A 25735-nucleotide genomic window follows, 5' to 3' on the forward strand; every position below is an offset into this window, starting at 1 on the left:
CATTCGGGGCAATGTGTTGCGCAAATGAACGAGAAGCCGCCGCGTTTTAGGCCTTTTACTAAAACGTCGGCGACCGTCATTCGCCCTGGCGTGTCCCCTTGCGATAGTCGCTCGGGCTGCTGCCGGTCCAGTGCTTGAATGCGCGGCAAAAGCCGGTGGCGTTCGAGAAGCCCAGGTCGAAGGCCAGCGCCTCCACGCCGGTGTTCGAGTTGGTCAGCCGGTGGACCGCGATATCCCGGCGCAGCCCGTCCTTCACCGACTGGAAATGCGTGCCCTCTTGCGCGAAGCGCCGGTTGAGCGTGCGCACGGAGGTGTGCAGGGCCTGCGCGAGATCCTGGATCGTGACCGGCTGCGCGATGTGCTGCTCGAGGTAGTCGCGCGTCCTTGCGGTGAGCGAGGCGCGGTGGAAGGCGCTGAAGGTCCAGTCCTCGGGCGCCCGCTTCAGGAAGGCCCACAGCTCGTGCTTCTCGCGCCTGAACTGCTCGGCGCAATCCCGGTAGTGGAAATCGACACCCGTTGCCGCAGCGTCGAAGCGCAACTCGCCGGGAAACAGGAAAGCATAGTCCTCCGCATGCCGGGGCCGGGCAAAGCTGAAGGAGATCAGGTGGAGGCTGATCTCCCGGCCCAGCAGCCAGGAGGCGATGCCGTGGACCAGCTTCATCATGAGCTCGTGCGCCAGCGGCGCGATCCGGGCGCCGGGCGCGCGCTCCACCACCCTGATGCTCACCAGCCGGTTCTTCGTCGAGATCTGCAGGCGGAAGTCGTCCAGCAGCAGGTTCCAGAAGCGCACGAAGCGATTCAGGGCCACCAGCACGGTCGGCGCGTCCAGCAGGCTGAGCATCAGGTACTTCAGGGTGCCGCTGCGGATCGGCCTGGACCACAGCCCCAGCATCTCGTCGTCGAGCGTCGCCGCCACCGTCCGGTACAGCGCCGCTTACTGCTGGCGCGTGAGACGCGCGTCAGGCTGCACCAGCAGGGATTGGGGAATCGCCGCGCTGCCGAGTGCGAGCAGCGCCGCCTCCTCGCCGTGACGGGTGCGCAGGGCGTCGAGCATCCCGTGCAGGAAATGCGCCGAGACCGTGAGGGAGCGTTGCCAGGACTGGTTCATGGGTCCGCATTATGGCGCACTTTGCACATTGATTGGCGCGATCAGCGAACTATTCCGATGACGCCTTCCTATACTGGCGCATGAATTCTACCGCTCCCGATCCTTGCAAGGGCCGGCGGCTGGCGTATTTTGCAAATCTGACAGGAGCACCGTGTGAGTGCAAAGCGTATTGTCGTGACCGGCATGGGAATGGTGTCGCCCCTGGGCGTCGGCGTCGAGGCTGCCTGGCGGCGCCTGCTGGATGGCCAGTCCGGCCTGGTCGCCCTGCCGGCTGAAGTCACGGAAGGGATTGCGGCCAAGGTCGGCGGCGTGGTGCCGGCCTTGAGTGCGGATCGTCCGTGGGGCTTCGATCCCGACCTCGCGGTCGAGCCCAAGGACCAGAAGAAGATGGACCGTTTCACCATGTTCGCCCTGGCCGCGGCACAGGAAGCCCTGCGGCAGGCCGGCTGGGAGCCCGAGACCGACGAAGCGCGTGAACGCACGGCCACCATCGTCGGTTCCGGCGTGGGCGGCTTCGGCGCCATCGTCGATGCTGTCAGGACGACGGACGGGCGCGGACCGAAACGCCTCTCGCCATTCACGGTGCCGAGCTTCCTCGCGAATATGGCGGCCGGCCACATCTCGATCCGCCACGGCTTTCGCGGCCCGCTGGGCGCGCCGGTGACCGCCTGCGCGGCCAGCGCGCAAGCCATCGGCGACGCGATGCGCCTGATCCGTGCCGGCGAAGCCGACGTCGCCGTGTGCGGCGGCGCCGAAGCCTGCATCGACCGCGTCAGCTTCGGCGCCTTCGCGGCCGCGCGCACCATGTCCACCAGCTTCAACCAAGAGCCGTCCCGCGCCTCGCGTCCTTTTGATGTCGCGCGCGATGGCTTCGTCATGAGCGAAGGCGCCGGCATGCTGGTGATCGAGGAACTGGAACACGCCCTGCGGCGCGGCGCCACGCCGATCATGGAACTGCTCGGCTACGGCACCAACGCCGACGCCTTCCACATGACCTCCCCGCCCGACGACGGCGCCGGCGGGCGGCGTGCGATGGAATTGGCGATCCGCCAGGCAAAGCTGGCGCCGGAACAGATCGGGCACCTGAACGCGCATGCGACGTCCACGCCGGTGGGCGACATCAGCGAACTGGCCGCCATCCGAACCATTTTTGGTGCGGGGCGTGGCCCGGCCGTGTCGGCCACCAAATCCTCGCCGGGCCACCTGCTGGGCGCGGCCGGCGGCGTGGAGGCGATCTTCACGGTGCTGGCGCTGCGCGACCAGGTCGCGCCGGCGACCCTGAACGTGGAGCAGCGCGATCCGGCGGCGGAAGGGGTCGACATCGTCCGCGGCGCGGCGCGCGCGATTGCGACGGACTATGCGATCTCGAACGGGTTCGGTTTTGGGGGCGTGAACGCGAGCTTGCTTTTTAGTCGCATGCGATACGTTCCTTAATTATTTCTCCCGCGCAGGTATGTGAACCAGATTCTTTAATTCTTCCGCAGTCGGTTGCTGGGCAGCAGTTTCGAACTTCCCTTTTTCTACCGCCACAATCCCGGCAACCAGTGCGCCGGCAAGCCCGCCTGCCGCGCCGGCCTGCGCGGGCGTCAGGGAGGTATTGACGACGGATGCTGCGACAAGTGAATTTACGCCGTCGCTTGTCCGCGATGCCGGACTCGACGGCTGACGAGATGCCGCACTCGCGATCGCGGCATCCACATCTTCGAGTGAATGACCGAAGTTCGTCGACGCGCCAGTACCGTTCACCGTGTACACCACAGTGTCCGAGCGAGAATCCCGAGGCACATACAACACACAGTCGAAGACTGCAAATATCTTATCCTGAAGGTGCTTGCCCCCCCATCCGGCCTCAAGTAACTTAGTGCGGAAGCACAATGGTGGGCCTTGATAATAAGTTCCTTTTTGATCGGCAAACGCAGCCCGATACTCACCTTGGCTGAGCGAGAACTCGACGTGGTTCCTTATATATTTGACATTTTCAGGGAGGCTTACTGCGCTACCATCGCTGACGGGAGTCAAACTGGCTTGCGAAATTGCACAAGCGGTCATTGTAGACACGACAAGTAATGCGACAGTCCAACGGATAAGCATCGGGGTCTCGAAAAATATGGCACTAAATTTCTAGGAAAGTGGGCTTAGAATATTTGCCCTGGACATTTATAGAACTGAGCTAAGGCTTATAAATAATATTACATTATTGCCTTCTCATCAAGATCGCAAGGCTGACTTGCAAGGGAATCGAATATTTGGCTTGAGGTCATTCTTACCTCTTCCATGTTCCGACAGGCTTTGTTGCGTAAATCAGGTCCGGCCAGCGTAGAACGCGTCGCTCCGGTAGCCTGAACGGACGGAACCAGCTCCACAGAAGTATCGCACCACCAACTGGAAGGCATAACGAAGCGCTGAAGTCACTCGGCTCGCTGCTCATCTGGTTTGATCCGAGCATGCGCTGGCATGGGCAGTCGAACGGCAAACGCTGGCGCAGCCAGACCTTCAGCGACGAGACGATCCAGTTCTGCCGGAGCTTCAGTGCCTGTTCAATTTACCACTGCGCCAGACTATGGGCATGACACAAAGCGTGCTGCGCTGGCTGGACTCGACTAACCGGTACCGGACTACGGCACGGTTAGCCGGCGCCAGAAAACGCTGCAGGTCGCTATCGGCGCAGCCTTGTCGAAACCAAAATGCGCTCTTTCAAGGTGCTGGGCGAACGCATCATGGCACGTGACTTCGATCGTCAGGTCACCGAATTGCAGGTGCGAGCGGCTGTGCTGAATCGCTTCACTCGGCTGGGAACTCCTGTCACGGTCCCAGCGTTATAAAACGAACTACAAATAGCGTGGTAATCCCCCCATTTTTAGAGCACGCTAAAAGCAGAGGTTAAGCGGCGAGCGCCAATTTCTGTTTTGGCGTGATACCGCCGAGCGCCATGTTGGGCCGGTCGTGATTGTAGGTCCACAGCCAGTTAGTGGCAAATTCCTGGATTTCGTCGAGCGTCTCGAACAGATGATGGGCAAGCCAATCATAGCGAACGGTCCTGTTGTAGCGCTCGACATAGGCGTTCTGTTGGGGCTGGCCAGGCTGGATAAAATCGATGCGAATGCCGCGCTTTGCTGCCCATGCCAGGGTTACCGCGCTGATGTATTCAGGACCGTTGTCGCAGCGGATCGCGTTCGGCTTGCCGCGCCATTCGATGATGCGGTCGAGCGAGCGGATCACGCGTTCGGCCGGCAGCGAGAAGTCGACCTCAATGCCCAAGCCTTCGCGGTTGAAGTCATCGATCACATTGAACAAACGGATGCTGCGCCCATCGGCAAGCTGGTCGTGCATAAAGTCCATCGACCAGCTCTGGTTGATTGCGGTCGGCACCGTCAGCGGCAGCGGCTTCTCGCGCACCAGGCGATGGCGCGGCTTGATCCGCAAGTTCAGCTCGAGCTCGCGATAAATCCTGTAGACGCGCTTGTGGTTCCATTTAAAGCTCTTCACATTGCGCAGGTACAGGAAGCACAGCCCGAAGCCCCAGTTTCGCTGGTTGTTCGTCAGCCGCACCAGCCAGTCGGCAATGACAGCATTTTCCGCGTCCAGCTTGGCCTTGTAGCGGTAGCACGTCTGGCTAATCCCAAACGCCTTGCACGCCAGCTTCACCGTAGCTGCCCGCTCTGTTACCGCCCACTGCGCCATCTCCCGCCGTTGAGTTGGCGCTACCATTTTTTTGTGAGCGCCTCCGCAACGATCTCGGCCTTCAGGCGCTCCTCAACGTACATCTTCTTGAGGCGCCGGTTTTCCTCCTCCAGTTCCTTCATGCGTGCCATCAGCGAGGCGTCCATGCCGCCGAACTTGGAGCGCCACTTGTAGAACGTGGCGTTGCTAATGCCGTGCTCGCGGCACAGCTCCGGTACCGGATTGCCGGCTTCGGCTTGCTTGAGGATGGCGATGATCTGGCTGTCGGTAAAGCGGGAGGTCTTCATGCAGAGCTTTCAATGTCTTAAGTAGAAAATTCTACTTCTGATCGCGCTCTTTTTGTGGGGGGGGGGATTACCGCGTCAGCTCGGCCATCACTCGATTTACTCAACCAATTCCAGCCGAACGGCAAGCAAGACGATGACGAAATACACGGCGATGTCGAGGATCAGCGGCCCTACGAGGAGCGTGTCTTCAAAGAAGAAGAGCCGTCCCTCTACCGATATTCCCGGATGATCGAACAGGTAGGCGAAAGGAAAGCCGCCCTTCAGTGCGGGCTTGTAGCAGGGAGCGTTCCCACCTGGACCGCACAAGTTGCCGTCCTGGACCAGCTCGGGGCCGATGCGCTCGATATTGGACGACAGCAGCGCCAGCGTCACTGCTGCAATGAAGGCGAGGATCAGGAGACCGAGTCTGGCCGGACGTAGATGCATGGCGGGCGACGTGCAGCAGACAAGTGATGCACGCCATCCGCTTCGTGGCGAAACGGATGGCGGGAACGGCTAGCTTAGCGCTTCCACAGAGCCGTTGCGAACTGCAAGCGCTTCTCTTCGCGATCTTCGAAGGCGAAACGCGTGGCGCAGCCGGCCTCGGCGCTGCAATCGAGGTTGATCACGGCATCCTTCCACTCCCACTGGGCCGTGCGGCGCTGTTCGTCGGTCTGGAATGCGCGCAGCTCCCTCCCGAGGCGCGCGGTGAGCGAACCCCTGATCTTGGCGAACTCGTCGGCGCGCGCGGAATGCACGGTCACCGAGAGCAGGACGCCGTGCCTGTCGACCGTGGCGCCATAGGTTCCGGGGGCCGTCCACTCGCCACCCTGGGCGCCGGCCGGCACCGCCAGGAAGCCGGACTGGACGCCGCCCTTGAGGGTCGCCGGCGCCTTGACCCAGCATGGCGCACTCGCCTCCTTGGCCGGGCCTTCGCTCGGGCAGAGCGCGATCGGCGCTTGCATCTTCTTGCCCAGCGGCATACCCAGCTCTTTCATCGACTCCGCGGCTTGCGCGGTACCCGCCGTGCACAGCAGCAGCAAGGTGAGACGGGGAATATTATTCATGTTCTTCCTCCGGGTTGACGACATCGTGAACCAGGCCAGGTCATGCGCTTGTGATCACATTATATTGGGCGCGAGTTGCAGGAATCTCACCGATTATTGCGGAGCCGGCATTTCCACGCTTTCATACAGTTTCGCGGTCGCCACTTTGAGCCCCCGCGTGCGGCAGGAAGCCATCCGAGATCGTGAAGATCGCATGCAGGTTGTTCCTGAATTTATCGAGCTCGATCTCGCCAGGCTTGAGGGCCGTCTGCAGCAGGTGGATCGCCTTGTCGGCCAGCAGCAGGCGCTGTTTTTCCAGCCACTCCGGGGACCCTTTGACCGCCGGGTGGCGAAAGGCCGCCTCTTCGACTGCCGCGTGAATGCGCCAGCCACTCTCGATGATGCCGGCTCTGGTCAGCTCGTCCATATTGTCCCTGTCCTTGTCCTTGTCCTTGTACTGCCCTCAGGCATATACCTCGGCCTTCGCGAACGGCGTGCCCTGCCGGTCGCGCGCCGACAGGATCGGCGCACCGGTCAAGGGCCAGGCGATCGCCAGCTGCGGGTCGTCCCAGGCGATGCAGCGCTCGTGCTCGGGGTGGTAGTAATCGGTCGATTTGTAGACGAATTCCGCGGTGTCCGACAGGGCCAGGAAGCCGTGCGCGAAGCCCGGCGGAATCCACATCTGCTGGCGGTTCTCGCTACTGAGCACGTGGCCGACCCACTGGCCGAAGGTCGGCGAGCCGCGGCGCAGGTCCACCGCGACGTCGTAGACGCTGCCGGCGATCACGCGCACCAGCTTGCCCTGCGGGTGCTGGATCTGGTAGTGCAGGCCGCGCAGCACGCCCGCGCCTGAACGCGAATGGCTGTCCTGCACGAAGTCGACCGGCCAGCCGAGCGTCTGCGCGAAACGGCGTGCATTGAAGCTCTCGTAAAAGAAGCCGCGCTCGTCGCCGAAGACTTCGGGTTCGATCAGCAGGACATCGGGAATCGATTGCGGGATCGCCTGCATCAGCTGGCTACTTTCTCGCTCAGCAGGCGCAGCAGGTATTGGCCATAGCCGTTGTTGCGCATCGGTTCCGCCAGCGCGGCCAGTTCGGCGGCGCTGATCCAGCCCATGCGGAAGGCGATCTCCTCCGGACAGGCCACCTTCAGGCCCTGGCGCCGCTCCAGCGTGGCGATGAACTGGCTGGCGTCCAGCAGCGATTCGTGGGTGCCGGTATCGAGCCAGGCGTAGCCGCGGCGCAGGATCTCGACCTGCAGGCGGCCCTGCTGCATGTAGTGCCGGTTCATGTCGGTGATCTCGAGTTCGCCGCGCGCCGAGGGCGTCAGGGAACGCGCGATCTCGACCGCGTCGCCATCGTAGAAATACAGGCCGGTCACCGCATAGTTGGAGCGCGAATTGCGCGGCTTTTCCTCCAGCCCGACGATGCGCCCGGCATGGTCGAACTCGACCACGCCGTAGCGTTCCGGGTCCTGCACGTGGTAGGCGAAGATGGTGGCGTCTTCGCTGGCGCTGGCGCGGCCGAGCAGCTGGAACAGGTCGTGGCCATAAAAAATATTGTCGCCCAGGACCAGCGCCGAGGGGCTGCCGTCCAGGAAGTCGGCCCCGATGAGGTAAGCCTGGGCGATGCCGTCCGGCGAAGGCTGCACGGCGTAGGAGATGTCGAGGCCGAAGCGCGTGCCGTCTCCCAGCAGCTGCGCGAAGCGCGGCGTGTCCTGGGGCGTCGAGATGACGAGGATGTCGCGGATCCCGGCCAGCATCAGGGTGCTGAGCGCGTAGTAGATCATCGGCTTGTCGAACACCGGCATCAGCTGTTTCGAGACGGCCAGCGTGGCCGGATAGAGCCGGGTGCCGCTGCCCCCTGCCAGGATGATGCCCTTGCGTTTCGTGTTGTTCATTAAGGGGATACCTTGCTGTCGGCCGCCAGGGTGGCGACGAAACGGTTGAGGTGATGGCGCCAGTCCGGCAGCACCAGGCCGAAGGCGGCGCAGAACTTGCCGCAGTCGAGCGCGCCGTTGGCCGGCCGCGCGGCGGGTGCCGGCCAGTCTGCGGTGGCGATGGGCAGGATGCCCTCCGGTGTGGCGCGCAAGGGGGCGCCCGCCGCCATCGCCTCGGCCACGAGGTGACGCGCGCAGGCGTGCCAGCTGGTGCGTCCGCCGGCTGCCACATGGTAGGTGCCGGACAAGGCGTCGGCCCGTGCGCCCAGAGCCGCAATGCGGTACAGCGCCAGTGCGGTGGCGTCGGCCAGCAGCCCGGCCGCGGTCGGCGCCCCGAACTGGTCGGCCACCACCTTGATCTGCTCGCGTTCGCGCGCCAGCGACAGGATGGTGCGCGCAAAGTTCTGGCCGCGTCCGAAGACCCAGCCGGTACGCAGGATCAGGTGGCGCGCGCCGCCGGCACGGATGCCCTCTTCGCCCGCCGCCTTGCTGCGGCCATAGGCGGACAGGGGATTCACCGCATCCTGCTCGTCATACGCGCCGTCCTTGCGGCCATCGAAGACGTAGTCGGTCGAGTAGTGCACCAGCCAGGCGTTCATGCGCGCGGCTTCCTCGGCCAGCACGGTGGGGGCGCGCGCATTGACCGCCTGCGCCGCCGCTTCCTCGCTTTCGGCGCGGTCGACCGCCGTCCAGGCGGCCGCGTTGACGATCACGTCGGGTCCGATGGCGCGCACGCGGGCGCGCAGTCCATCCGTGTCACACAGGTCCACGTCCACGCGTCCGAGCGCATGCAGTTCGCCGAGCGGCGCCAGGGCGCGCTGCAGTTCCCAGCCGACCTGGCCATCCTTGCCGAGCAGGAGGATCTTCATGGCTGGCCGTACTGGCGCGCGATCCAGTCGCGGTAGGCGCCGCTCGCTACGCGGCCGACCCAGTCGCCATGGTCGAGGTACCAGGCCACGGTCTGGCGGATGCCGGTGGCGAAGGTTTCCTGCGGACGCCAGCCGAGCTCACGTTCGAGTCTGGTGGCGTCGATCGCATAGCGGCGGTCGTGCCCAGGGCGGTCGGTGACGAACGCGATCTGGGTGGCGTAGGAGACGCCGTCCGCGCGCGGGCGCAGTTCGTCGAGGATGCTGCACAGCAGGCGCACCACGTCGATGTTCGCCATCTCCTGGTTGCCGCCCACGTTGTAGGTCTCGCCCGGCGCGCCCGCCTCGAGCACGCGGCGCAGCGCGGCGCAGTGGTCCCCGACGAACAGCCAGTCGCGCACCTGGCGGCCGTCGCCGTAGACCGGCAGCGGCTCTCCCTGCAGGGCCTTGTGGATCACCAGCGGGATCAGCTTTTCGGGGAACTGGTAGGGGCCGTAGTTGTTGGAACAGTTGGTGGTCAACACCGGCAGGCCGTAGGTATGGTGCCAGGCCCGCACCAGGTGGTCGGCCGCCGCCTTGCTGGCCGCGTAAGGGCTGTTCGGCTGGTAGCGGTGGGTCTCGGCAAAAGCCGGGGCCTCGGGCGCCAGCGATCCGTAGACCTCGTCGGTGGACACGTGCAGGAAGCGGAAGTCCGCGCGCGCCGCGCCTTCAAGCGTATTCCAGTAGGCGCGCACCGCTTCCAGCAGCCTGAAGGTCGCCATGACGTTGTTGTCGACAAAGGCGGCAGGGCTGTCGATCGAGCGGTCGACGTGGGTCTCGGCCGCGAAGTTCAGAACCGCCCGCACCCGGTGCGCGCGCAGCAGCTGCGCCAGCAAGTCCGTGTCGCCGATGTTGCCGTGGACAAAGGTATGGCGCGCGTCATCCTCCAGCCCGGCCAGGTTGTCCAGGTTGCCGGCATAGCTCAGCTTGTCGAGGTTGACCACCGGCTCCTCGCTCCGCGACAGCCAGTCGCGCACGAAGTTTGCGCCGATGAAGCCGGCGCCGCCGGTTACAAGGATGGTCATACGGTCTCCGCTTGGTTGATATCAGGTTGCGCGCAACCCGATTATCGCTCAGAGACCGCGCTGGATGAAGGAGGAGTTGGTCGGTTCGAGCGCGATGTCCGTCAGTGGGCTGCTGCGCTGGGTGCGGCGGCGGCGCGCCCACCAGGCCGAGACCACGAAGGAATACACGGAGAGGTAGAGCAGGAAGCTGGCCAGCACGCCCTGCATCAGGGCGTCCGGAGCGTCGGCGAAGCGCACCGCCAGCAGCGCCGGGACGGTGGCGACCGCCCAGGAAAAAGGCGAGACGCAGGCATTGCGCAGCGGGGCAGGCAGGGCGCGGAAGTAGCGCGCCGCGATCGCCGTCTTGACCAGGCTGTGCAGGTGCCAGCTGTCCGGGTGGCCCGGATGGCGGCGGCACCACAGGCGACGCACGATGGTGAACACGGTCTCGAAGATCGGATAGCCGCAGGCCAGCAGCGGCGCCCAGGGCGAGACGTCCGGGTTGCGGTAGACCAGCATCACGGACAGCCAGGACAGCAGGAAACCGAGCAGGTAGGCGCCGCCGTCGCCGAGGAACAGCTTACCGAACGGGAAATTGATGACGAAGAAGCCTGCGGTGACGGCGCAGACCACGAAGCACAGCTCGGCCAGGGTGGCGTCGCCGGCATCCTGGGCGATCAGGCCGAGCGCGGCCATGCCGATCAGCACGGTGCCGCTGGCCAGGCCGTTGAAACCGTCGATGATGTTGACCGCATTCGCCACGCCGCCCACCGCGAAGGCGGTGAACAGCACCGAGAAGGGCAGCCAGGCGAGCAGCATGTCGAGCGAGGCGATGCCGCTGTGCAGCAGGCTGACGCCGGTCAGGGCCCAGCAGCAGACGCCGCTGGCCATGGTCGCGAGCAGGCGCGCCCGCACTGAAACATTACGGGTGAGATCTTCTGCCAGGCCGAAGACGAAGGCAGGCATGCTTGCTGTCAGCACCGGCAGCAGCAGCTCCTGCTGGTCGCCCGGCATGACGCCGAGGGCGAGCCACAGGCCCAGCATGATGGCCGCGCCGCCGATGCGGGGCGTCGGCGTGATGTGGAATTTTTGGACGCCTTGCGTTGCGTCGAGCGAGTAACGCCCATGCCAGCGCGTCGTCATGACGAGCAGCAGCGAACAGGCGAGCGATACGGCAAAACCAAGCTCGAGGCCGGCAAATGGCAAATTAATAATACTCATAGAACCACTTTGTTAACTCGTCAATTCTAGCGCATTTCTTTTTAACCAACGTCCAAACGTGTTACAGGGCGTAACACGCGACGCGCCGCAAGTCTTTGATTGTCAAAGCACAATTGGGCGATTCTGGAACGTTAAGAAATCGCAAGCAACCTCCCTGAAACTTCTCCTAATATTCTCGACAATTTATTACACTTTTCTTACGGCAAGTTTTCACCCTTGCCCTGCCGTTTCCGGAGGTGTCCGCATGGCCCTGCCCCGTCGACTTCGTTCTTTACTGGCCCTGCTCGTCCTGGCCTGCCTGCCGACACATGCATATGCGCAGTCTACGGCTGAGTTGGCGGAGCTGCGCGCACGGGATGCCGAAGCCGAGGCGCGCCAGGCGATCGCGGAGGCGGAACGGGCCGAGCTGATGGCGCGGCTGCCGCCCGCCCAGTCGAAGGCGCTGGCGGGCGCCATCGACACCCGCCAGTTCGGCGCCGCCGGCCTGGTGCGCGCGGTCGACCTGGCGCGCGAGCTGGCGCGGGAAGTGTGCACACGCATCCCGGGCGGGCGCAGCGCGGCGCTCTACGAGCCGGCGGCCAGCCAGGGCATGGTGGCGGCGCGCACCGTGGACAGCGCCCTTGCCCGCCTGTCCAATGACATGGCCGACAAGAACAGGGAGCTGCAGCGCTACCTCGACCTGCAGCGCCCGCCCGGCTCCGGCATCGCCGCCCTGCCCCTCGGCGTGCTGGCCGCCATACCGAGCACGGTGCGCGCCGGCGCCGACGTCGCCGCCCTGCTGCGCAGCGACGTGACGCTCTCGAGCAGCAACTTCGGCGAGGGCACGCGGCTTCTGTTCGCCACCTCCCTGGCCCAGGCCTGTCCCGGGCGCATCCTGGGACTCGGGACCGGCTATCTCGGCGAACTCGACTGGGCGCGCTACGAGAAACTGCTCGGCCGGGTCGCGTCCCTGGCCGGCCACCGCGCCGCCTACGCCCAGCGCATCGCCGAGCTGCAGGGCCTGCTGGATGGCGCCAGGGGCGAGCAGAAGAAGGAAATGGCGGCAGTCAGCCAGGCGGCGCTGGCCCAATTGAAAGTGGTCGACGCCTTCGTGGACTCGCTCAAGGCCGGCGAAGCCAGCGAAAAGAGTCCCTTGTTCAATGCCGCGCGCTACCTCGGCTACAGCGAGCGCACCGCTGGGGCCCTGGTGCTGGACGTCGAGCTGCGCCTGGAGGGCTTGTCGATCGTGAAGGAAAACCTGTTCAGCGGCCAGCAGCTGCGCCTCTCGGGCGTGGCCTTCCTGTGGTACCGGCTGCACGAGCCGGACGGGCGCCTGCTGGGGGCCGAGGTGCTGCGCCGCATCAGCCGGCCGGTCGAGGTCGACCTGCGCGGCGCCGCCGCATCGGACGATTTCTGGTCCGGTAACTAGCCCGTTCAGCGTTCCAGGCGTTTGACCGCCTGGTCGATGGCGCCGAAGATCGACTTGCCCTTCTCGTCCAGCATCTCGATGCGGATCGTGTCGCCGAAGCGCATGAAGGGCGTGCTGGCCTGGCCATCCGCGATCATTTCCAGGCAACGCTGCTCGGCGATGCAGGCGTATCCCTTCGAGGAATCCTTGTTCGACACCGTCCCCGAACCGACGATGCTGCCAGCGCGCACATTGCGGCTCTTGGCCAGGTGGGCCACCAGCTGCGGGAAGTTGAATACCATGTCAGTGCCCGCATGCGGCTGGCCGACCAGGTGGCCATTCCATACCGAGCGCAGCGGCAGGTGCACCTTGCCATCGCGCCAGGCCTCGCCCAGCTCGTCCGGCGTCACCGCCACCGGGGCGAAACTGGTGGCCGGCTTCGACTGCAGGAAGCCGAAGCCCTTGGCCAGTTCGTCGGGAATGAGGTTGCGCAGCGAGACGTCGTTGGCCAGCATCAGCAGGCGGATCTGGCCGTGGGCTTCGTCGGGCGTCGCGCCCATCGGCACGTCTCCCGTCACCACCGCGACTTCGGCCTCGAAATCGATGCCCCACTCCTCGTGCGCCAGCACGATATCGTCGTGCGGCCCGAGAAAATCGTCGCTGCCGCCCTGGTACATCAGGGGATCTTCCCAGAACGAGGCCGGCATCTCGGCCTTGCGTGCCTTGCGCACCAGCTTCACGTGGTTGACGTAGGCGGAGCCGTCGGCCCACTGGTAGGCGCGCGGCAGGGGCGCCATGCATTTGCTCGGGTCGAAATCGAAGGGACGGCGCGCGTGGCCTTCGTTCAGCAGCAGGGACAGGTCCGCCAGCTGGGGCGCGATGAAGGCCCAGTCGTCGAGCGCGGCCTGCAGGGTCGGCGCGATGCCGTCGGCGACGTGGGCGGTTTTCAGGTCGCGCGCGACGACCAGCAGCTGGCCGTCGCGGGTGCCGTCATTGAGCGTGGCAAGTTTCATCGGTGAGCGGTTCGATTGGCAAACCGCTATTGTAGAACGCCTGGGTCAGCTTCCTAGTACTGGACCACCACGCCGGCGCCGATGGTGCGCTGGAAGTAGTTGTAGTCGATCAGGCTCTGTCCGTAGCCCGAGAACCAGTGCACATAGCCCTTGAGCGGACCGGCCAGCGGGAAGGCCCAGCCCAGCTGGGTGGCGCTTTTATTGGTGTGGAAGTTATGGCGCAGCAGGGCCGAGAACTCGTGCCCGTCGATGCGGTAGGTGCCGGCCAGCTCGCCGCGGCCCAGGTAATCGACGATGTCCGGGTTGTTATCGTCTTCCAGCGACTCGTTGATGCGCTTCCAGACCTTGGCCGTCATGGCGAAGCGGCCGCGTTCCAGGCCGACCTGGGCGTAGATGCGGTTCCAGCTGCGCGACAGGGTCGAGGACTGGCCGTTCGACTGGTGGTTGAAGCCGACGTTCAGGAATTTCAGGTTGGCGCCGAGCACGCTGAAGTTCAGCGGCGTCACCAGCATGACTTCGGGCTGGTAATTGGTTTCGCGGAAAGGGCTGGACGCCTCGCGGTTGCCGGCCTGCCAGAAGCTGTTCTGGGTATAACCGAACCACACGTCGACCGGCAGCTCGAAGGCCGTCTCGACCGCCTTCATCTTGAAGCCGAGCTGGAACTGCAGTTCCGCATGCGAGAGCTTGCCCGTGAAGTCCGAGGCGCGGAAGGGTTCGTAGGGCGCTTCGTTGGGACGGTAGGTCCGGGCGCCGATCAGGTAGTTCGGATTGTGCGGGCGGAACACGAAGATCCCGCGGCGGTGCTTGTCGTCGAGTTCCCAGTGGCTGGCCATCGTGTATTCGCTCGCGGCCTCGACCAGCGGGTCGACGGAGGCGGCCGGGTCAGGCTGCGGCTTGCCGGGGAAGGCGCTCGGCTGCTGGCCGGGAGTGATGGTCGCCACGGCCGGCGCGGCCGGCGGGGCGACGGCGGGTGCGGCGGGCGTCACGCCATTGGCCGATGCCAGGCGGTCGAAACAGGTCAGGCGCAGGGTGGTGTCGGTGAGCTGGGCGCATTCGCCGAGTTGCTGGGACAGTTGCGGAGCCTGCTGGGCGGCGGCGGGAAGGGCGAACAGGAGCGGCAGCAGGGCTGCGGGGATCTTTTTCAAATGCATGTGCTTTTCTGCGAAACGGCTGAGGGGACGCCAGAACATGGCGGATTGTCAACACAAGTGTCGCGGAAAAGCGTAAACGGTGTCGCACGCGATGCCTTAGGGCATTGTTGAGGTCGTAGGGTGGTCGGCTGTGCTGACCACCCTGCATGAAACGGTTCAGGGAACCAGCAGCGCCAGCTGCTCGGGCTCCAGGAAACACCACTCCCCCTCTTCGAGGCCAAGCGATTCCAGGGTCAGGCCGCCGATCTGCGACCGGTGCAGCGCGCTGCAATGGTTGCCGGCGGCCGCCAGCATGCGCTTGACCTGGTGGTACTTGCCCTGCTCCAGCACGATCTCGAGCAGGTGCTCGCCGCGCTGCACGCAGGAGAGCGCCTTCAGGGGCGCCGGTTCGTCGTGCAGCTGCACGCCGGACAGCATCTGCTCGACCAGCGCGGGCGTCACCGGCTCGGCGGTGGTGGCCTGGTAGACCTTGGGCACGTGGCGCTTGGGCGAGGACTGGGCGTGGATGAAAGGGCCGTCGTCCGACATCAGGAGCAGGCCCGTGGTATCGTGGTCCAGGCGTCCGACCGGCTGCACGTCGCGCCATTCGAACTGTTCGGGCAGCAGGGTCAATACGCCGGGATGGTGGCTGGGCTTGCGCGAGCATTCGTAGTCGGCCGGCTTGTGCAGGGCGATGTAGACGTGTTCGCGGTAGCGCCACTCCTCGTCGAAGACGGTCAGGACCAGGTCGCTGGTATCGAAGGTGGCCTTGAAGTTGTCGACCACCTGGCCGTTGACGGCGACGTCGCCGTCCTCGATCAGGGCGCGACAGTATTTGCGGGTGCCGAATCCCTGCGATTGCAGGATGCGGTCCAGGGAAAGTTTGCTCATGGGGCGCCACTGTAACAGAAGCGGCGCGGAAGAGGCAGGCAAGGGGCGCTCCCCCACTGCTGGGGTAACGTTTCCATGACATTCCAGGATGCGCTCCTTCATTTGACGAGCGTCAAGCTTCGGAAATTTCCTATTGATAGACTTCAACGCGTTAGGAATCCACCTAACGCCGCGAGGAGTTCTTTAAGCAGAATCCTACTCGCCCTGACCGATAGGACACGACCGTGCACACCGACGCGCAACCGACCGATGGACTGTTCCCGCCCGCGCCTACCCCCGCCGAGCGCCGCCAACTGGCTAGAACCCACGCCGCCCTGTTCCCGACCCGGCTCGCGATTGCGCGCTGGCAGCACGGTGGCCACCTGCCCCATTTGCATGGCGGCGAGCCCGCCTTGCGCGCCGCCTGGTTCGCTGCCGCGCGGCGCGATTTCCAGGCCTGGCTCGACCGCGGCGGCTTCACCCAGCACGAGGACGCCACGGTGCCGCCCCCCCTGCCCCCTCGACTCCCCCGTTCCCGACGGCGACACCCACCAGGTCGGCTCCTGCTGAGACTGCTACCCAGGAAATGAAAACGACGACCTAAGTCGTCGTTTCCACTTCCTGAGAAGGAACACCACTGTGAGGAATTGAATTCTCTCGAAGCTGCACCCGCGGTGCAGTGGGGGGCGCCTCGCATGTCGGGCCCGGACACGGTGTGGCGCCGTGTCGGACCTTCCCCGCAAGTCGCTACACACAATATAGAACATGCCGCGCGGGATGCAAGGAAAACATCATCGTACCTGCGGCGCCGAACCCTTGGCCACCGCCTTGATCGCGCTCTCGCCGACCGCCGCGCCGAATTTCTTCAGCACGCGCTCCGGCAGGCCTTCGTGGGCGGTGTAGTCGACGATGTCCTCGGCCTTGACGATGTCGCGCGCCACCGTGTCGACGGTGCCGAAGCCGTCCGCCAGGCCCATCTCGACGGCCTTGGCGCCGGTCCAGTACAGGCCCGAGAAGGTTTCCGGGGTTTCCTTCAGGCGCTTGCCGCGTCCGGCGCGCACCACCGCGATGAATTGCTGGTGGATCTCGTTGAGCATGGCCTGGGCGTGCGCCTTGTGCTTGTCCGACTGCGGGCTGAAGGGGTCGAGGAAGCCCTTGTTCTCGCCCGCCGTCAGCAGGCGCCGCTCGACGCCCAGCTTGTCCATGGTGCCCACGAAACCGAAGCTGTCCATCAGCACGCCGACCGAGCCCACGATCGAGGCCTTGTTCACGTAGATGCGGTCGGCCGCCGAGGCGATGTAATAGCCGCCCGAGGCGCACATTTCGTCCACCACCACGTACAGGGGCTTGTCCGGGTAGCCGCGCTTGAGGCGCTGGATCTCGTCGACGATGATGCCGGCCTGCACCGGGCTGCCGCCGGGGCTGTCGATGCGCAGCACCACCGCGGCCGAGCCGGCGTCCGAGAAGGCCTTGTTCAGCGACGGGATGACGGTATCGGCCGCGCCGCTGCCTTCCGCTTCGATCTCGCCGTTAATTTCGATCAGCGCCGTGTGACGGCCCAGGTTTTCGTCGCCGCCCAGGCCGAAGGTCGAGTCGTAATAGGTCAGCAGGGCCAGGATGGCCACCAGCAGGAAGCTCAGCTTGAAGAAGATGCCCCAGCGGCGCGCCGCGCGGCGTTCCTGCACGGTGGCGAACACCAGCTTCTCGAGCGTCGCGCGCTCCCAGTTGCCCACTGTCGGATCGGCGGCGAAGCGCTGTTCGCCGCGGTCCTCCGTACGCTGTTCGCCTGGGTGTTTATCGTGGGGAGTCTGGTCGCTCATACTGTGCAGTGTCGTTATTGGATTGCCGTGTTTTCCCTCGGAGCCCGGACCGTGTCGTCCGGCTGCCACCAGATGCCGCCATCGCGTTCGACGACCGGGATCGGACGCAACTTGCCGCCGCGGCAGGGGCCGCCGGCGCACTTGCCGGTATCCGGTTCATAGACCGCGCCATGGGTCGCGCACATCAGGTACAGCCCGCTGGATTCGAAAAAGTCGCCCTGTTTCCAGTCCAGTTCGATCGGTACGTGTGCACAACGGTTCAGATAGGCAAATGGTTTACCTTCATACCGTACCACAAAGCCGGTAGCTGGTTGCCCGAACGCAATCACCGGGAAGCGCACGCCCTTGCCGCCATCGAGCAGGGCGCCGGCTTCGCACACCAAATAGCCGTCTTCCACCGTCATCCTTACGCGTTCCCCAGCAACCAGGCGTGCAGCTCGGGAATCGACCTGGCCGAGAAGATCGGGTGGCAGGCCTGCAGTTGGTGGACCGGATGGGCGCCGAACTCGACCGCGATGCCGCTGGCGCCCGCATTGCTGGCCATCATCAGGTCATGGGTGGTGTCGCCGATCATCACGGTGCGCTTCAGGTCCTGGCCCAGTTCGCGGGTCAGTTCCTGCAGCATGGCCGGGTGCGGCTTCGAGAAGGTCTCGTCGGCGCAGCGGGTGGCGTCAAACGTCGACAGCAGACCGGCCGCGTTCAGGGCCCGGTTCAAGCCCACGCGGCTCTTGCCCGTGGCCACGGCCAGGAAGTAGCCTTCGTTCGCAAGATCGCTCAACATGTCGCGAACGCCCTTGAACAGCACGAGTTCATGGTCCTTGGTGAGGAAGTGGTAGCGGTAGCGCTCGACCATGCGCGGGTAGAGCGCCGGGTCGATGTCGGGCATCACGGCCTGCATGGCCTCGGACAGGCCGAGGCCGATGACGTGGGCGGCCGAGGCGTCGCTCGGCACCGGCAGGCCCAGGTCGCGCGCCGCCGACTGGATGCACTTGACGATTGTCGCCGTGCTGTCCATCAGCGTGCCGTCCCAGTCGAAGACGATCAGGTCAAATTGCTTTCTTGGCATGTTGTTTTTTGTCGTGTAGGGTGGTCGGCTCTGCCGACCGCGCGTCCAGCTCCGGCATACGCTGTTGCAGCTCATCCGTGAGTTGAACGCGCGGTCGGCGAAGCCGACCACCCTACGAATTCATGTTAATGGTTGCCCCAAGCTTACCAAGAATCGGTCGCACTCGGCCGGCAGGGGCGCGCGCAGGGTCAGCGACTGGCCCGTATCGGGGTGGGTGAAGGTGATCTGGTAGGCGTGCAGGAACATGCGCTTGAGCGCTCCGCGCGTGTCGTTTGCCTTCTGAAGCTGCTTGTTAAGCGCAAAATCGCCGTATTTCTCGTCGCCGAGGATGGGGAAGCCGCTTGAGGCCAGGTGCACGCGGATCTGGTGGGTGCGGCCCGTCTTGAGCTCGGCTTCCAGCAGGGCGAAGTCCTGCCACTTGCGCTTCAGGTTGAACACCGTGTGCGCTTCCTGGCCGCCGGCCTGCACCACCACGCGGCGCTCGCCGTCCGGCGTCGTGAACTTATGCAAGGGCAGCTTGACGTGCTGGCGCTTGTTGACCCAGTCGCCGGCCACGGCCGCCAGGTAACGCTTGTCGGTCACGCCGTCGCGCATCTGGTCGTGCAGGTTCGTCAGGGCCGAGCGTTTCTTCGCGATCAGCAGCAGCCCCGAGGTCTCGCGGTCGAGCCGGTGCACCAGTTCCAGGAACTTGGCTTGCGGCCGCGCCGCGCGCAATTGTTCGATCACGCCATAGGACACGCCCGAACCGCCGTGCACGGCCACGCCGGCCGGCTTGTCGATGACGAGCAGGTGGGTATCTTCGAACACGACGGCAAATTCCGCGCCCGGCGCCTGTTGGCTGCTGCTTTTTTCGGCAATCCGGATCGGCGGCACGCGCACCACGTCGCCTTCGTTGAGGCGGTACATCTGGTCGATGCGGCCCTTGTTGACCCGCACCTCGCCCGAACGCAGGATGCGGTAGACGTGGCTCTTGGGGACGCCTTTGCAGATGCGCAACAGGAAATTATCGATGCGCTGGCCGGCTTCTTCTTCGCCGATGGTGAGGAACTGCGCCTGTAGTGCTTGCTGTGATGAAGGGGGAACAACATCGTTTTGCATCGTGGTTCGCATTGTCTTCCCAGAAATTCTCTCTAAGTCCTTCATTTTGAATATATAATCGACAGGCGGCGGTCAAACCTCTGCTGGTGTAAGAATTAAAACGATATTTTACACAGGGGCGCGCTCCATCGGCCCCGCCAGTGGCAAATTCGATGGAAAAAACGTGTACGCACATTCAGGCGCGAATCAGGGTTGCACCTGCAGTTGTTAATCGGGTTGCGCGTGTGAATGCAGGATTGGATTGTTTGGATTTACAAGGACAAGTACCTGCAAGCCACTTCAAACGGCTCGCAGGTTGATGGTGTCGATAACGCTTGTCGTTTCGCCCGACCGACGAGGTTGTGAAAGTTTCCTATGGAAATTTTCTTAGACTCCATGCAACTCACCTGATGGCTTGAGAGCAAGCTGATCGATACGATCGATCGCCTCCGAAGTCCTGGTTGTTCGCTGGTGTCGGTCTGGTACGTTGTTGCACATCGCCCCGCCGAGTCCCGTCGTGCCCACCCCAACGTGGTGGCAGGCGGGTCCCGGTCGCTGGTCGCGGCGTGCGTAGACAATGACGTTCGACTCCATCTGCGCCCTGTGCGGCAGCGATGCTTTGCGTCGTCGTGCCCACGCCCGGGCATTCCCCCCTCCAACATCCCGTCTCCGTGTACATTCCCTGTACTTCGCCGCGTCTTACAAACGCGGCATGACACGGCTTTCGGGCCGCGGAGTTTATAAAAATGAAACGTATGCTGTTCAACGCTACGCAGCAAGAGGAGCTGCGCGTAGCGATCGTCGACGGTCAAAAACTGATCGACATCGACATCGAGACCGCCGGTCGCGAGCAACGCAAGTCGAATATCTACAAGGGTGTCATTACCCGCATCGAACCCTCCCTCGAAGCCTGCTTCGTCTCCTACGGCGAAGACCGCCACGGTTTCCTCCCCTTCAAAGAAGTTGCCCGTTCCTATTTCCGCGATGGCGTCGACGTGCGTAACTGCACGATCAAGGAAGCCCTCAAGGAAGGCCAGGAAATCATGGTCCAGGTCGAGAAGGAAGAGCGCGGCAACAAGGGCGCGGCGCTGACCTCCTTCATCTCGCTGGCCGGCCGCTACCTGGTCCTGATGCCGAACAACCCGCGCGGCGGCGGCGTGTCGCGCCGTGTCGAAGGCGAAGAGCGCCAGGAACTGCGCGAAACCATGGACAAGCTCGACCTGCCCCAGGGCATGTCGGTCATCGCCCGCACCGCCGGCATCGGCCGCACCGTCGAAGAACTGCAGTGGGACCTGAACTACCTGATGCAGCTGTGGCGCGCGATCGAAGGCGCCGGCAAGTCGGCCCCTGGCCCCTTCCTGATCTACCAGGAATCGTCGCTGGTGATCCGCGCGATCCGCGACTACTTCCAGCCGGACATCGGCGAAGTCCTGATCGACACCGACGAGATCTTCGAACAGGCGCAGCAGTTCATGTCGCACGTGATGCCGGACATGGCGCACCGCGTGAAGCGCTACAGCGACGACGTGCCGCTGTTCTCGCGCTTCCAGATCGAACACCAGATCGAGACCGCCTACGCGCGCACCGTGCCGCTGCCGTCGGGCGGCGCGATCGTCATCGACCACACCGAAGCCCTGGTCTCGATCGACGTCAACTCGGCCCGCGCCACCCGCGGTTCGGACATCGAGACCACTGCCTTCAACACCAACTGCGAAGCGGCCGACGAAGTGGCCCGCCAGCTGCGCCTGCGCGACCTGGGCGGCCTGATCGTGATCGACTTCATCGACATGGAAGTGGCCAAGAACCAGCGCGAGGTGGAAACCCGCCTGAAGGACGCCCTGCACCATGACCGCGCCCGCGTCCAGATGGGCAAGATCTCGCGCTTCGGCCTGATGGAACTGTCGCGCCAGCGCCTGCGTCCGTCGCTGTCGGAAGGCTCCCACGTGACCTGCCCGCGCTGCTCGGGCACCGGCCACATCCGCGACACCGAATCCTCGGCCCTGCAAGTCCTGCGCATCATCCAGGAAGAGGCCATGAAGGAAAACTCGGCCGCGATCCACGTGCAGGTGCCGGTCGACGTCGCCGCCTTCCTGCTGAACGAAAAGCGCGGCGAAGTGCTCAAGATCGAGAACCGCCACCGCATCACCGTGATCCTGATCCCGAACAAGCATCTGGACACCCCGCACTACAAGCTCGAGCGCATCAAGCACGACGACCCGCGCCTCGAAGACGTGGCCGCCAGCTACACCATGGCGGAGTCGGCCGAGACCGACATGAGCTTCTCCAAGCGCCAGAAAGAAGAAGCCAAGCCGCGCCAGGAAGCCGTGGTCAAGACCATCACCCCGGCCCAGCCGGCCCCGATGGTGGACCGCAGCGAAGCCGCCAAGCCGGCCAAGGCCGCCGCGCCGGTGGCTGCCGCGCCTGCCCCGGTCGCAGCGCCGGCCGAAGTCGGCTTCTTCGCCCGCATCCGCAACTTCTTCATGGGCACCCCGGTCGTGGCTCCTGCTCCGGTAGCTCCGGCCCCGGTCGTCACCGAAAAACCGGCGGCGCCTACCGGCGAACGCGGTGATCGCAACGGCCGTGGCGGCCAGCGCACCCGCAATGGCCGCGGCGCCAAGGGCGGCCGTGACCGCGACGAGCGCGACGCGACTGCCAAGTCGGACGACACCGTCAAGGCCGTCGAGGGCGTGGAAGGCAAGCCGGCCCGTCCGCCGCGCGAACCGCGTCCGCCGCGTGAACCGCGCCAGCCGCGCGAAGCACGCGAACAAAGCGAGGGCGCAGCTGCGCCGCGCGCTGAAGGCGAACGCAAGGAACGCGCACCGCGCCAGCCGCGTGAGCGTGGCGAGCGTACCGAGCGCACCCAGCAGGCGATCGAAGCCAAGCTGGACGAAGTGAAAGCCACCGTTCCGGAAAACGAACTGTCCACCACCACGCCGCACGGCGACGTGCTGGAGCACGCGGTGAAAGTCGTGACCACTGGCCCTGACGGCGAGGAACTGGAAACCGAAGGCGGCGACGAGCCGCGCCGCCGCCGCCGCCGCGGTGGCCGCAACCGCAACCGCCGCGACCGTGACCAGGCCGAGGGCATCGAGTCCGTCGACGGCGTCGACGGCGCACCGGCCTTCACCCCGGTCGCCGACGAGGAAGCCGCCAAGGTCGCTGCCGAAGCCAGGGCGCCGAAGGCCAAGCGCCAGGCTGCGAAGGTCGCGCAGGCCGAACTTGGCCCATGGCCGTTCCCGACCGCCGCATCGGTAGCTGCCAAGGCGAAGGCCGAAGCGGATGCGAAGGCTGCCGCCGAGGCGCCGGCGCCTGCTCCAGCTGCCGTGGCTGAGCCGGGTCCGTGGCCCTTCCCGACCGCGGCATCGATGGCTCCCAAGGCTGCTCCGGCCCCGGCGCCGGTCGTCGAGGCTGCACCTGCACCTGCACCTGCACCGGCACCAAGCGCTCCTACCCCGGCCCCGGCTGCTCCTGCACCGGTTGCCGCCGCACCCGCTCCCGCCCCTGCGGCAGCGCCGGTGGACATGAGCGCCGTGCTGGCCGACGCCGGCCTGCAGCTGGCCTCGACCGACCCGGAAAAACTGCGCGCCGCGCAGGAAGCCGCCGCCCAGGCAGCTACCGCACCGCGCATGGGCCGCGCCCGCAAGCCGGTACAGGTTCCGGTGGACGAGCCGCTGGTGCAGGTGGATACGCGCCAGTAAGCCTGTTCCGTACTGAACGGTGAGAGGGGAGCTGCGGCTCCCCTTTTTACTTTCTGAACGAAGCCGACATATTGCCGGGTTAGGATAAGCGGATGCCCACACCCATCTCTTTTCGCGAAGCCCTCCTCTACTGGCTCAAGCTCGGCTTCATCAGCTTCGGCGGCCCCGCCGGCCAGATCGCCCTGATGCACGGCGAACTGGTCGAGCGCCGCCGCTGGATCTCCGAGCAGCGCTTCCTGCATGCCCTGAACTACTGCATGCTGCTGCCCGGCCCCGAAGCCACCCAGCTGGCGATCTATATCGGCTGGCTGCTGCACCGCGTCTGGGGCGGGATCCTGGCGGGCCTGCTCTTCATCCTGCCTTCGCTGCTGCTCTTGACCGGCCTGTCCTGGATCTACCTGGCCTGGGGCCACCTGCCCGTGGTCGCCGGCGTCATGGCCGGGATCAAGCCGGCGGTGGTGGCGATCGTGATCGCGGCGGCCTGGCGCATCGGCACGCGCACCTTGAAAAACGGCCTGCTGGCGGCGATCGCCGCTGCCGCCTTCCTGGCCATCATGCTGGACGTGCCGTTTCCGCTGATCGTGCTCGGCGCGGCCCTGGCAGGCGCCGTGGGCGGCCGGCTGGCGCCGCAGCGCTTCCAGCCCGGCGGCGGACATCCGGCCGGCCGCAAGCATTATGGCCCGGCCCTGATCGACGACGACACGCCCACGCCCGGTCACGCCCGCTTCTCGCTGCGCGGCCTCGGCAAGGCCTGCGCCATCGGCATCGGCCTGCTGCTCGGCGCCTGGCTGCTGCTTGCCGCCGTCTATGGCGTGGACGGCACCCTGGCGCGCATGGGCTGGTTCTTCACCAAGGCCGCCCTGATGACCTTCGGCGGCGCCTACGCGGTGCTGCCCTATGTGGTGCAGGGCGCGGTCGAGAAATACGGCTGGCTGAGCGCCACCCAGATGATCGACGGGCTGGCGCTGGGCGAGACCACGCCGGGCCCGCTCATCATGATCGTCGCCTTCGTCGGCTTCGTGGGCGGCTGGACCCACGCCCTGTTCGGCCCGGCCGCCCTGCCCCTGGCCGGGGTCGCCGGCGCACTCGTGGCCGCGCTGTTCACCTTCCTGCCCTCGTTCGTGTTCATCCTGGCCGGCGGGCCGCTGGTCGAGTCCGGGCGCGGGAACGTGCGCCTGACGGCGCCCCTGACCGCGATCTCGGCGGCCGTCGTCGGCGTGGTCGCCAGCCTGGCGGTGTTCTTCGGCCAGCACGTGTTCTTCGCCGGCGGACAGCTCCAGCCGGGGGCGATCGCGATCGGCGCGGCGGCCAGCGTCGCCCTGCTGCGTTACAAGGTCGGGCCCGTCCGGCTGATCGCCGCCTGTGCGCTTGCGGGGCTCGTGCTATCGTATTGGCATGCCTGAGAAAATCATTCCAATCAATGACCTGCGCTCGCCCGCGATGGCGGTGCCGGCCGCGCTCGACGCGCCCAGCGGACGGTTGGCCGATGCCCTCGGCCGGCCGCTGCACGACCTGCGCATCTCGGTCACGGACCGCTGCAACTTCCGCTGCGTCTACTGCATGCCGAAGGAAGTCTTCGACAAGGACTACGCCTACCTGCCCCACGGCGAGCTGCTCTCTTTCGAGGAGATCACCCGGGTGGCGCGCATCTTCATCGCCCACGGCGTCGAAAAGCTGCGCCTGACCGGGGGCGAACCGCTGCTGCGCAAGAACCTGGAAGGCCTGGTCGGCATGCTGCGCGCCCTGGATACGCCGAGCGGCCGGCCGCTCGACATCACGCTCACCACCAACGGCTCGCTGCTGGCGCGCAAGGCGCAGCTTCTGAAAGATGCGGGCCTGGACCGCGTCACGGTCTCGCTCGACGCGCTGGACGACGACGTGTTCCGGCGCATGAACGACGTCGACTTCGCGGTCGCCGACGTGCTGCACGGCCTGGACGCGGCGCATGCGGCCGGGCTGGGTCCGATCAAGGTGAACATGGTGGTCAAGCGCGGCACCAACGAGGACCAGGTCCTGCCGATGGCGCGCCACTTCAAGGGCTCGCCCTTCATCCTGCGTTTCATCGAATACATGGACGTGGGCGCGTCGAACGGCTGGAACATGGAAGAAGTCATCCCCTCGGCCGAACTGGTGCGCCGCATCTCCGCCGAACTGCCGCTCGTGCCGGTCGACGCCAACTACAGCGGCGAGACCGCCGCGCGCTGGCGCTATCTCGACGGCGGCGGCGAAGTCGGCTTCATTTCCAGCGTCACCCAGGCCTTCTGCCACGACTGCTCGCGCCTGCGCCTGTCCACCGAGGGCAAGCTCTACACCTGCCTCTTCGCCACCCGCGGCCACGACCTGCGCGCCCTGCTACGCACCGGCCGCACGGACGAGGAACTCTCGGGCGCCGTGGCCCAGCTCTGGCGCGGCCGCACCGACCGGTATTCGGAAACCCGCACGGTGGATACGTCCGGCCTGGCAGGCGGTGCACGGAAAGTCGAAATGTCGTACATCGGCGGCTGA

24 protein-coding genes and 1 pseudogene are annotated in these 25735 nt (G+C 65.4%); 6 read left to right on the forward strand and 19 right to left on the reverse strand.

Translation table 11 applies throughout. The features are described 5' to 3' along the window. Positions 1–76: 76 nt before the first annotated feature. The gene (locus ACQ7JA_RS21215) at positions 77–928 is read right to left on the reverse strand and encodes an AraC family transcriptional regulator ligand-binding domain-containing protein (RefSeq protein ID WP_430901605.1); all 852 of its coding nucleotides are present in this window, start codon (positions 926–928) and stop codon (positions 77–79) included. A 6-nt stretch (positions 929–934) separates the two neighbouring features. Continuing rightward, the gene (locus ACQ7JA_RS21220) at positions 935–1108 is read right to left on the reverse strand and encodes a hypothetical protein (protein ID WP_430901419.1); all 174 of its coding nucleotides are present in this window, start codon (positions 1106–1108) and stop codon (positions 935–937) included. Positions 1109–1261: 153 nt separating this feature from the next. Here ACQ7JA_RS21220 and fabF point away from each other — a divergent pair, with 153 nt between their 5' ends. Next, positions 1262–2542: a beta-ketoacyl-ACP synthase II gene (gene fabF / locus ACQ7JA_RS21225; RefSeq protein ID WP_430901421.1), complete on the forward strand. Its 1281-nt coding sequence runs from the start codon at positions 1262–1264 to the stop codon at positions 2540–2542. On the opposite strand, the gene ACQ7JA_RS21230 is transcribed toward fabF, so the two are convergent. Then, positions 2543–3199, reverse strand: a complete 657-nt coding sequence (locus tag ACQ7JA_RS21230; protein WP_430901423.1) for a hypothetical protein — start codon at positions 3197–3199, stop codon at positions 2543–2545. It lies immediately after the preceding gene. A gap of 259 nt (positions 3200–3458) precedes the next feature. On the opposite strand from ACQ7JA_RS21230, the pseudogene ACQ7JA_RS21235 reads away from it, so the two are divergent. Continuing rightward, positions 3459–3930: pseudogene (locus ACQ7JA_RS21235) on the forward strand (transposase); the annotation flags it as partial. A 58-nt stretch (positions 3931–3988) separates the two neighbouring features. Here the strand turns inward: ACQ7JA_RS21235 and ACQ7JA_RS21240 are convergent. From ACQ7JA_RS21240 to ACQ7JA_RS21280, 9 genes are all read right to left on the reverse strand, one after another. Continuing rightward, positions 3989–5076, reverse strand: a protein-coding gene (locus ACQ7JA_RS21240) for an IS3 family transposase (RefSeq protein ID WP_430901425.1) whose coding sequence is annotated in 2 segments (ribosomal slippage) — positions 3989–4824 and positions 4824–5076 — 1089 coding nt in all. Because the reading frame shifts where the segments join, the coding sequence is not laid out codon by codon here. A 96-nt stretch (positions 5077–5172) separates the two neighbouring features. Beyond that, positions 5173–5502: a hypothetical protein gene (locus ACQ7JA_RS21245; RefSeq protein WP_430901427.1), complete on the reverse strand. Its 330-nt coding sequence runs from the start codon at positions 5500–5502 to the stop codon at positions 5173–5175. Between the two features lie 74 nt (positions 5503–5576). Beyond that, positions 5577–6122 carry a hypothetical protein gene (locus tag ACQ7JA_RS21250; protein WP_430901429.1) on the reverse strand — a complete coding sequence of 182 codons (546 nt, stop codon included), beginning with the start codon at positions 6120–6122 and terminating at the stop codon, positions 5577–5579. 121 nt (positions 6123–6243) lie between these two features. Continuing rightward, positions 6244–6528 carry a hypothetical protein gene (locus ACQ7JA_RS21255; protein WP_430901431.1) on the reverse strand — a complete coding sequence of 95 codons (285 nt, stop codon included), beginning with the start codon at positions 6526–6528 and terminating at the stop codon, positions 6244–6246. 36 nt (positions 6529–6564) lie between these two features. Beyond that, on the reverse strand, positions 6565–7110 hold the full coding sequence (gene rfbC / locus ACQ7JA_RS21260; RefSeq protein ID WP_430901433.1) for a dTDP-4-dehydrorhamnose 3,5-epimerase: 546 nt from the start codon (positions 7108–7110) through the stop codon (positions 6565–6567). Continuing rightward, positions 7110–8000 (reverse strand): glucose-1-phosphate thymidylyltransferase RfbA, encoded by an 891-nt coding sequence (gene rfbA / locus ACQ7JA_RS21265; protein ID WP_430901435.1) that lies wholly within the window; start codon positions 7998–8000, stop codon positions 7110–7112. Before rfbA ends, rfbC begins: the two co-directional genes overlap by 1 nt. Continuing rightward, positions 8000–8908, reverse strand: a complete 909-nt coding sequence (rfbD, locus tag ACQ7JA_RS21270) for a dTDP-4-dehydrorhamnose reductase (protein ID WP_430901437.1) — start codon at positions 8906–8908, stop codon at positions 8000–8002. Before rfbD ends, rfbA begins: the two co-directional genes overlap by 1 nt. Continuing rightward, entirely contained in the window at positions 8905–9969 is a 1065-nt protein-coding gene (rfbB, locus tag ACQ7JA_RS21275) for a dTDP-glucose 4,6-dehydratase (protein WP_430901439.1), read from the reverse strand. The genes rfbD and rfbB overlap by 4 nt, the downstream gene beginning before the upstream one ends. Before the next feature lie 48 nt (positions 9970–10017). Continuing rightward, positions 10018–11169, reverse strand: a complete 1152-nt coding sequence (locus ACQ7JA_RS21280) for an MraY family glycosyltransferase (protein ID WP_430901441.1) — start codon at positions 11167–11169, stop codon at positions 10018–10020. A gap of 244 nt (positions 11170–11413) precedes the next feature. On the opposite strand from ACQ7JA_RS21280, the gene ACQ7JA_RS21285 reads away from it, so the two are divergent. Further along, positions 11414–12577, forward strand: coding sequence for a hypothetical protein (locus tag ACQ7JA_RS21285; RefSeq protein ID WP_430901443.1), 1164 nt, complete (start codon positions 11414–11416; stop codon positions 12575–12577). 5 nt (positions 12578–12582) lie between these two features. Here ACQ7JA_RS21285 and ACQ7JA_RS21290 read toward each other — a convergent pair whose 3' ends face one another. The 7 genes from ACQ7JA_RS21290 to ACQ7JA_RS21320 form a co-directional block, all read right to left on the reverse strand. Then, positions 12583–13569, reverse strand: a complete 987-nt coding sequence (locus ACQ7JA_RS21290) for a fumarylacetoacetate hydrolase family protein (protein ID WP_430901445.1) — start codon at positions 13567–13569, stop codon at positions 12583–12585. Positions 13570–13622: 53 nt separating this feature from the next. Beyond that, positions 13623–14720: a phospholipase A gene (locus ACQ7JA_RS21295; protein ID WP_430901447.1), complete on the reverse strand. Its 1098-nt coding sequence runs from the start codon at positions 14718–14720 to the stop codon at positions 13623–13625. Positions 14721–14876: 156 nt separating this feature from the next. Beyond that, positions 14877–15590, reverse strand: coding sequence for a pseudouridine synthase (locus tag ACQ7JA_RS21300; RefSeq protein ID WP_430901449.1), 714 nt, complete (start codon positions 15588–15590; stop codon positions 14877–14879). 770 nt (positions 15591–16360) lie between these two features. Then, a complete protein-coding gene (locus tag ACQ7JA_RS21305) occupies positions 16361–17389 on the reverse strand; it encodes a S49 family peptidase (protein WP_430901451.1) in 1029 nt (342 codons plus the stop codon). A 14-nt stretch (positions 17390–17403) separates the two neighbouring features. Then, positions 17404–17793: a Rieske (2Fe-2S) protein gene (locus ACQ7JA_RS21310; RefSeq protein ID WP_430901453.1), complete on the reverse strand. Its 390-nt coding sequence runs from the start codon at positions 17791–17793 to the stop codon at positions 17404–17406. A gap of 2 nt (positions 17794–17795) precedes the next feature. Beyond that, complete coding sequence (locus ACQ7JA_RS21315) at positions 17796–18455, reverse strand: HAD-IA family hydrolase (protein WP_430901455.1); 660 nt, start codon at positions 18453–18455, stop codon at positions 17796–17798. Positions 18456–18575: 120 nt separating this feature from the next. Then, a complete protein-coding gene (locus ACQ7JA_RS21320) occupies positions 18576–19553 on the reverse strand; it encodes an RluA family pseudouridine synthase (protein WP_430901457.1) in 978 nt (325 codons plus the stop codon). Between the two features lie 725 nt (positions 19554–20278). Here ACQ7JA_RS21320 and ACQ7JA_RS21325 point away from each other — a divergent pair. From ACQ7JA_RS21325 to moaA, 3 genes are all read left to right on the forward strand, one after another. After that, the gene (locus ACQ7JA_RS21325) at positions 20279–23230 is read left to right on the forward strand and encodes an Rne/Rng family ribonuclease (RefSeq protein ID WP_430901459.1); all 2952 of its coding nucleotides are present in this window, start codon (positions 20279–20281) and stop codon (positions 23228–23230) included. Between the two features lie 92 nt (positions 23231–23322). Continuing rightward, positions 23323–24633 carry a chromate efflux transporter gene (gene chrA / locus ACQ7JA_RS21330; RefSeq protein ID WP_430901461.1) on the forward strand — a complete coding sequence of 437 codons (1311 nt, stop codon included), beginning with the start codon at positions 23323–23325 and terminating at the stop codon, positions 24631–24633. After that, positions 24626–25735 carry a GTP 3',8-cyclase MoaA gene (gene moaA, locus ACQ7JA_RS21335; RefSeq protein WP_430901463.1) on the forward strand — a complete coding sequence of 370 codons (1110 nt, stop codon included), beginning with the start codon at positions 24626–24628 and terminating at the stop codon, positions 25733–25735. The genes chrA and moaA overlap by 8 nt, the downstream gene beginning before the upstream one ends.

This window comes from Massilia sp. BKSP1R2A-1 (assembly GCF_050586525.1).
Classification (GTDB): Bacteria; Pseudomonadota; Gammaproteobacteria; order Burkholderiales; family Burkholderiaceae_D; genus Telluria.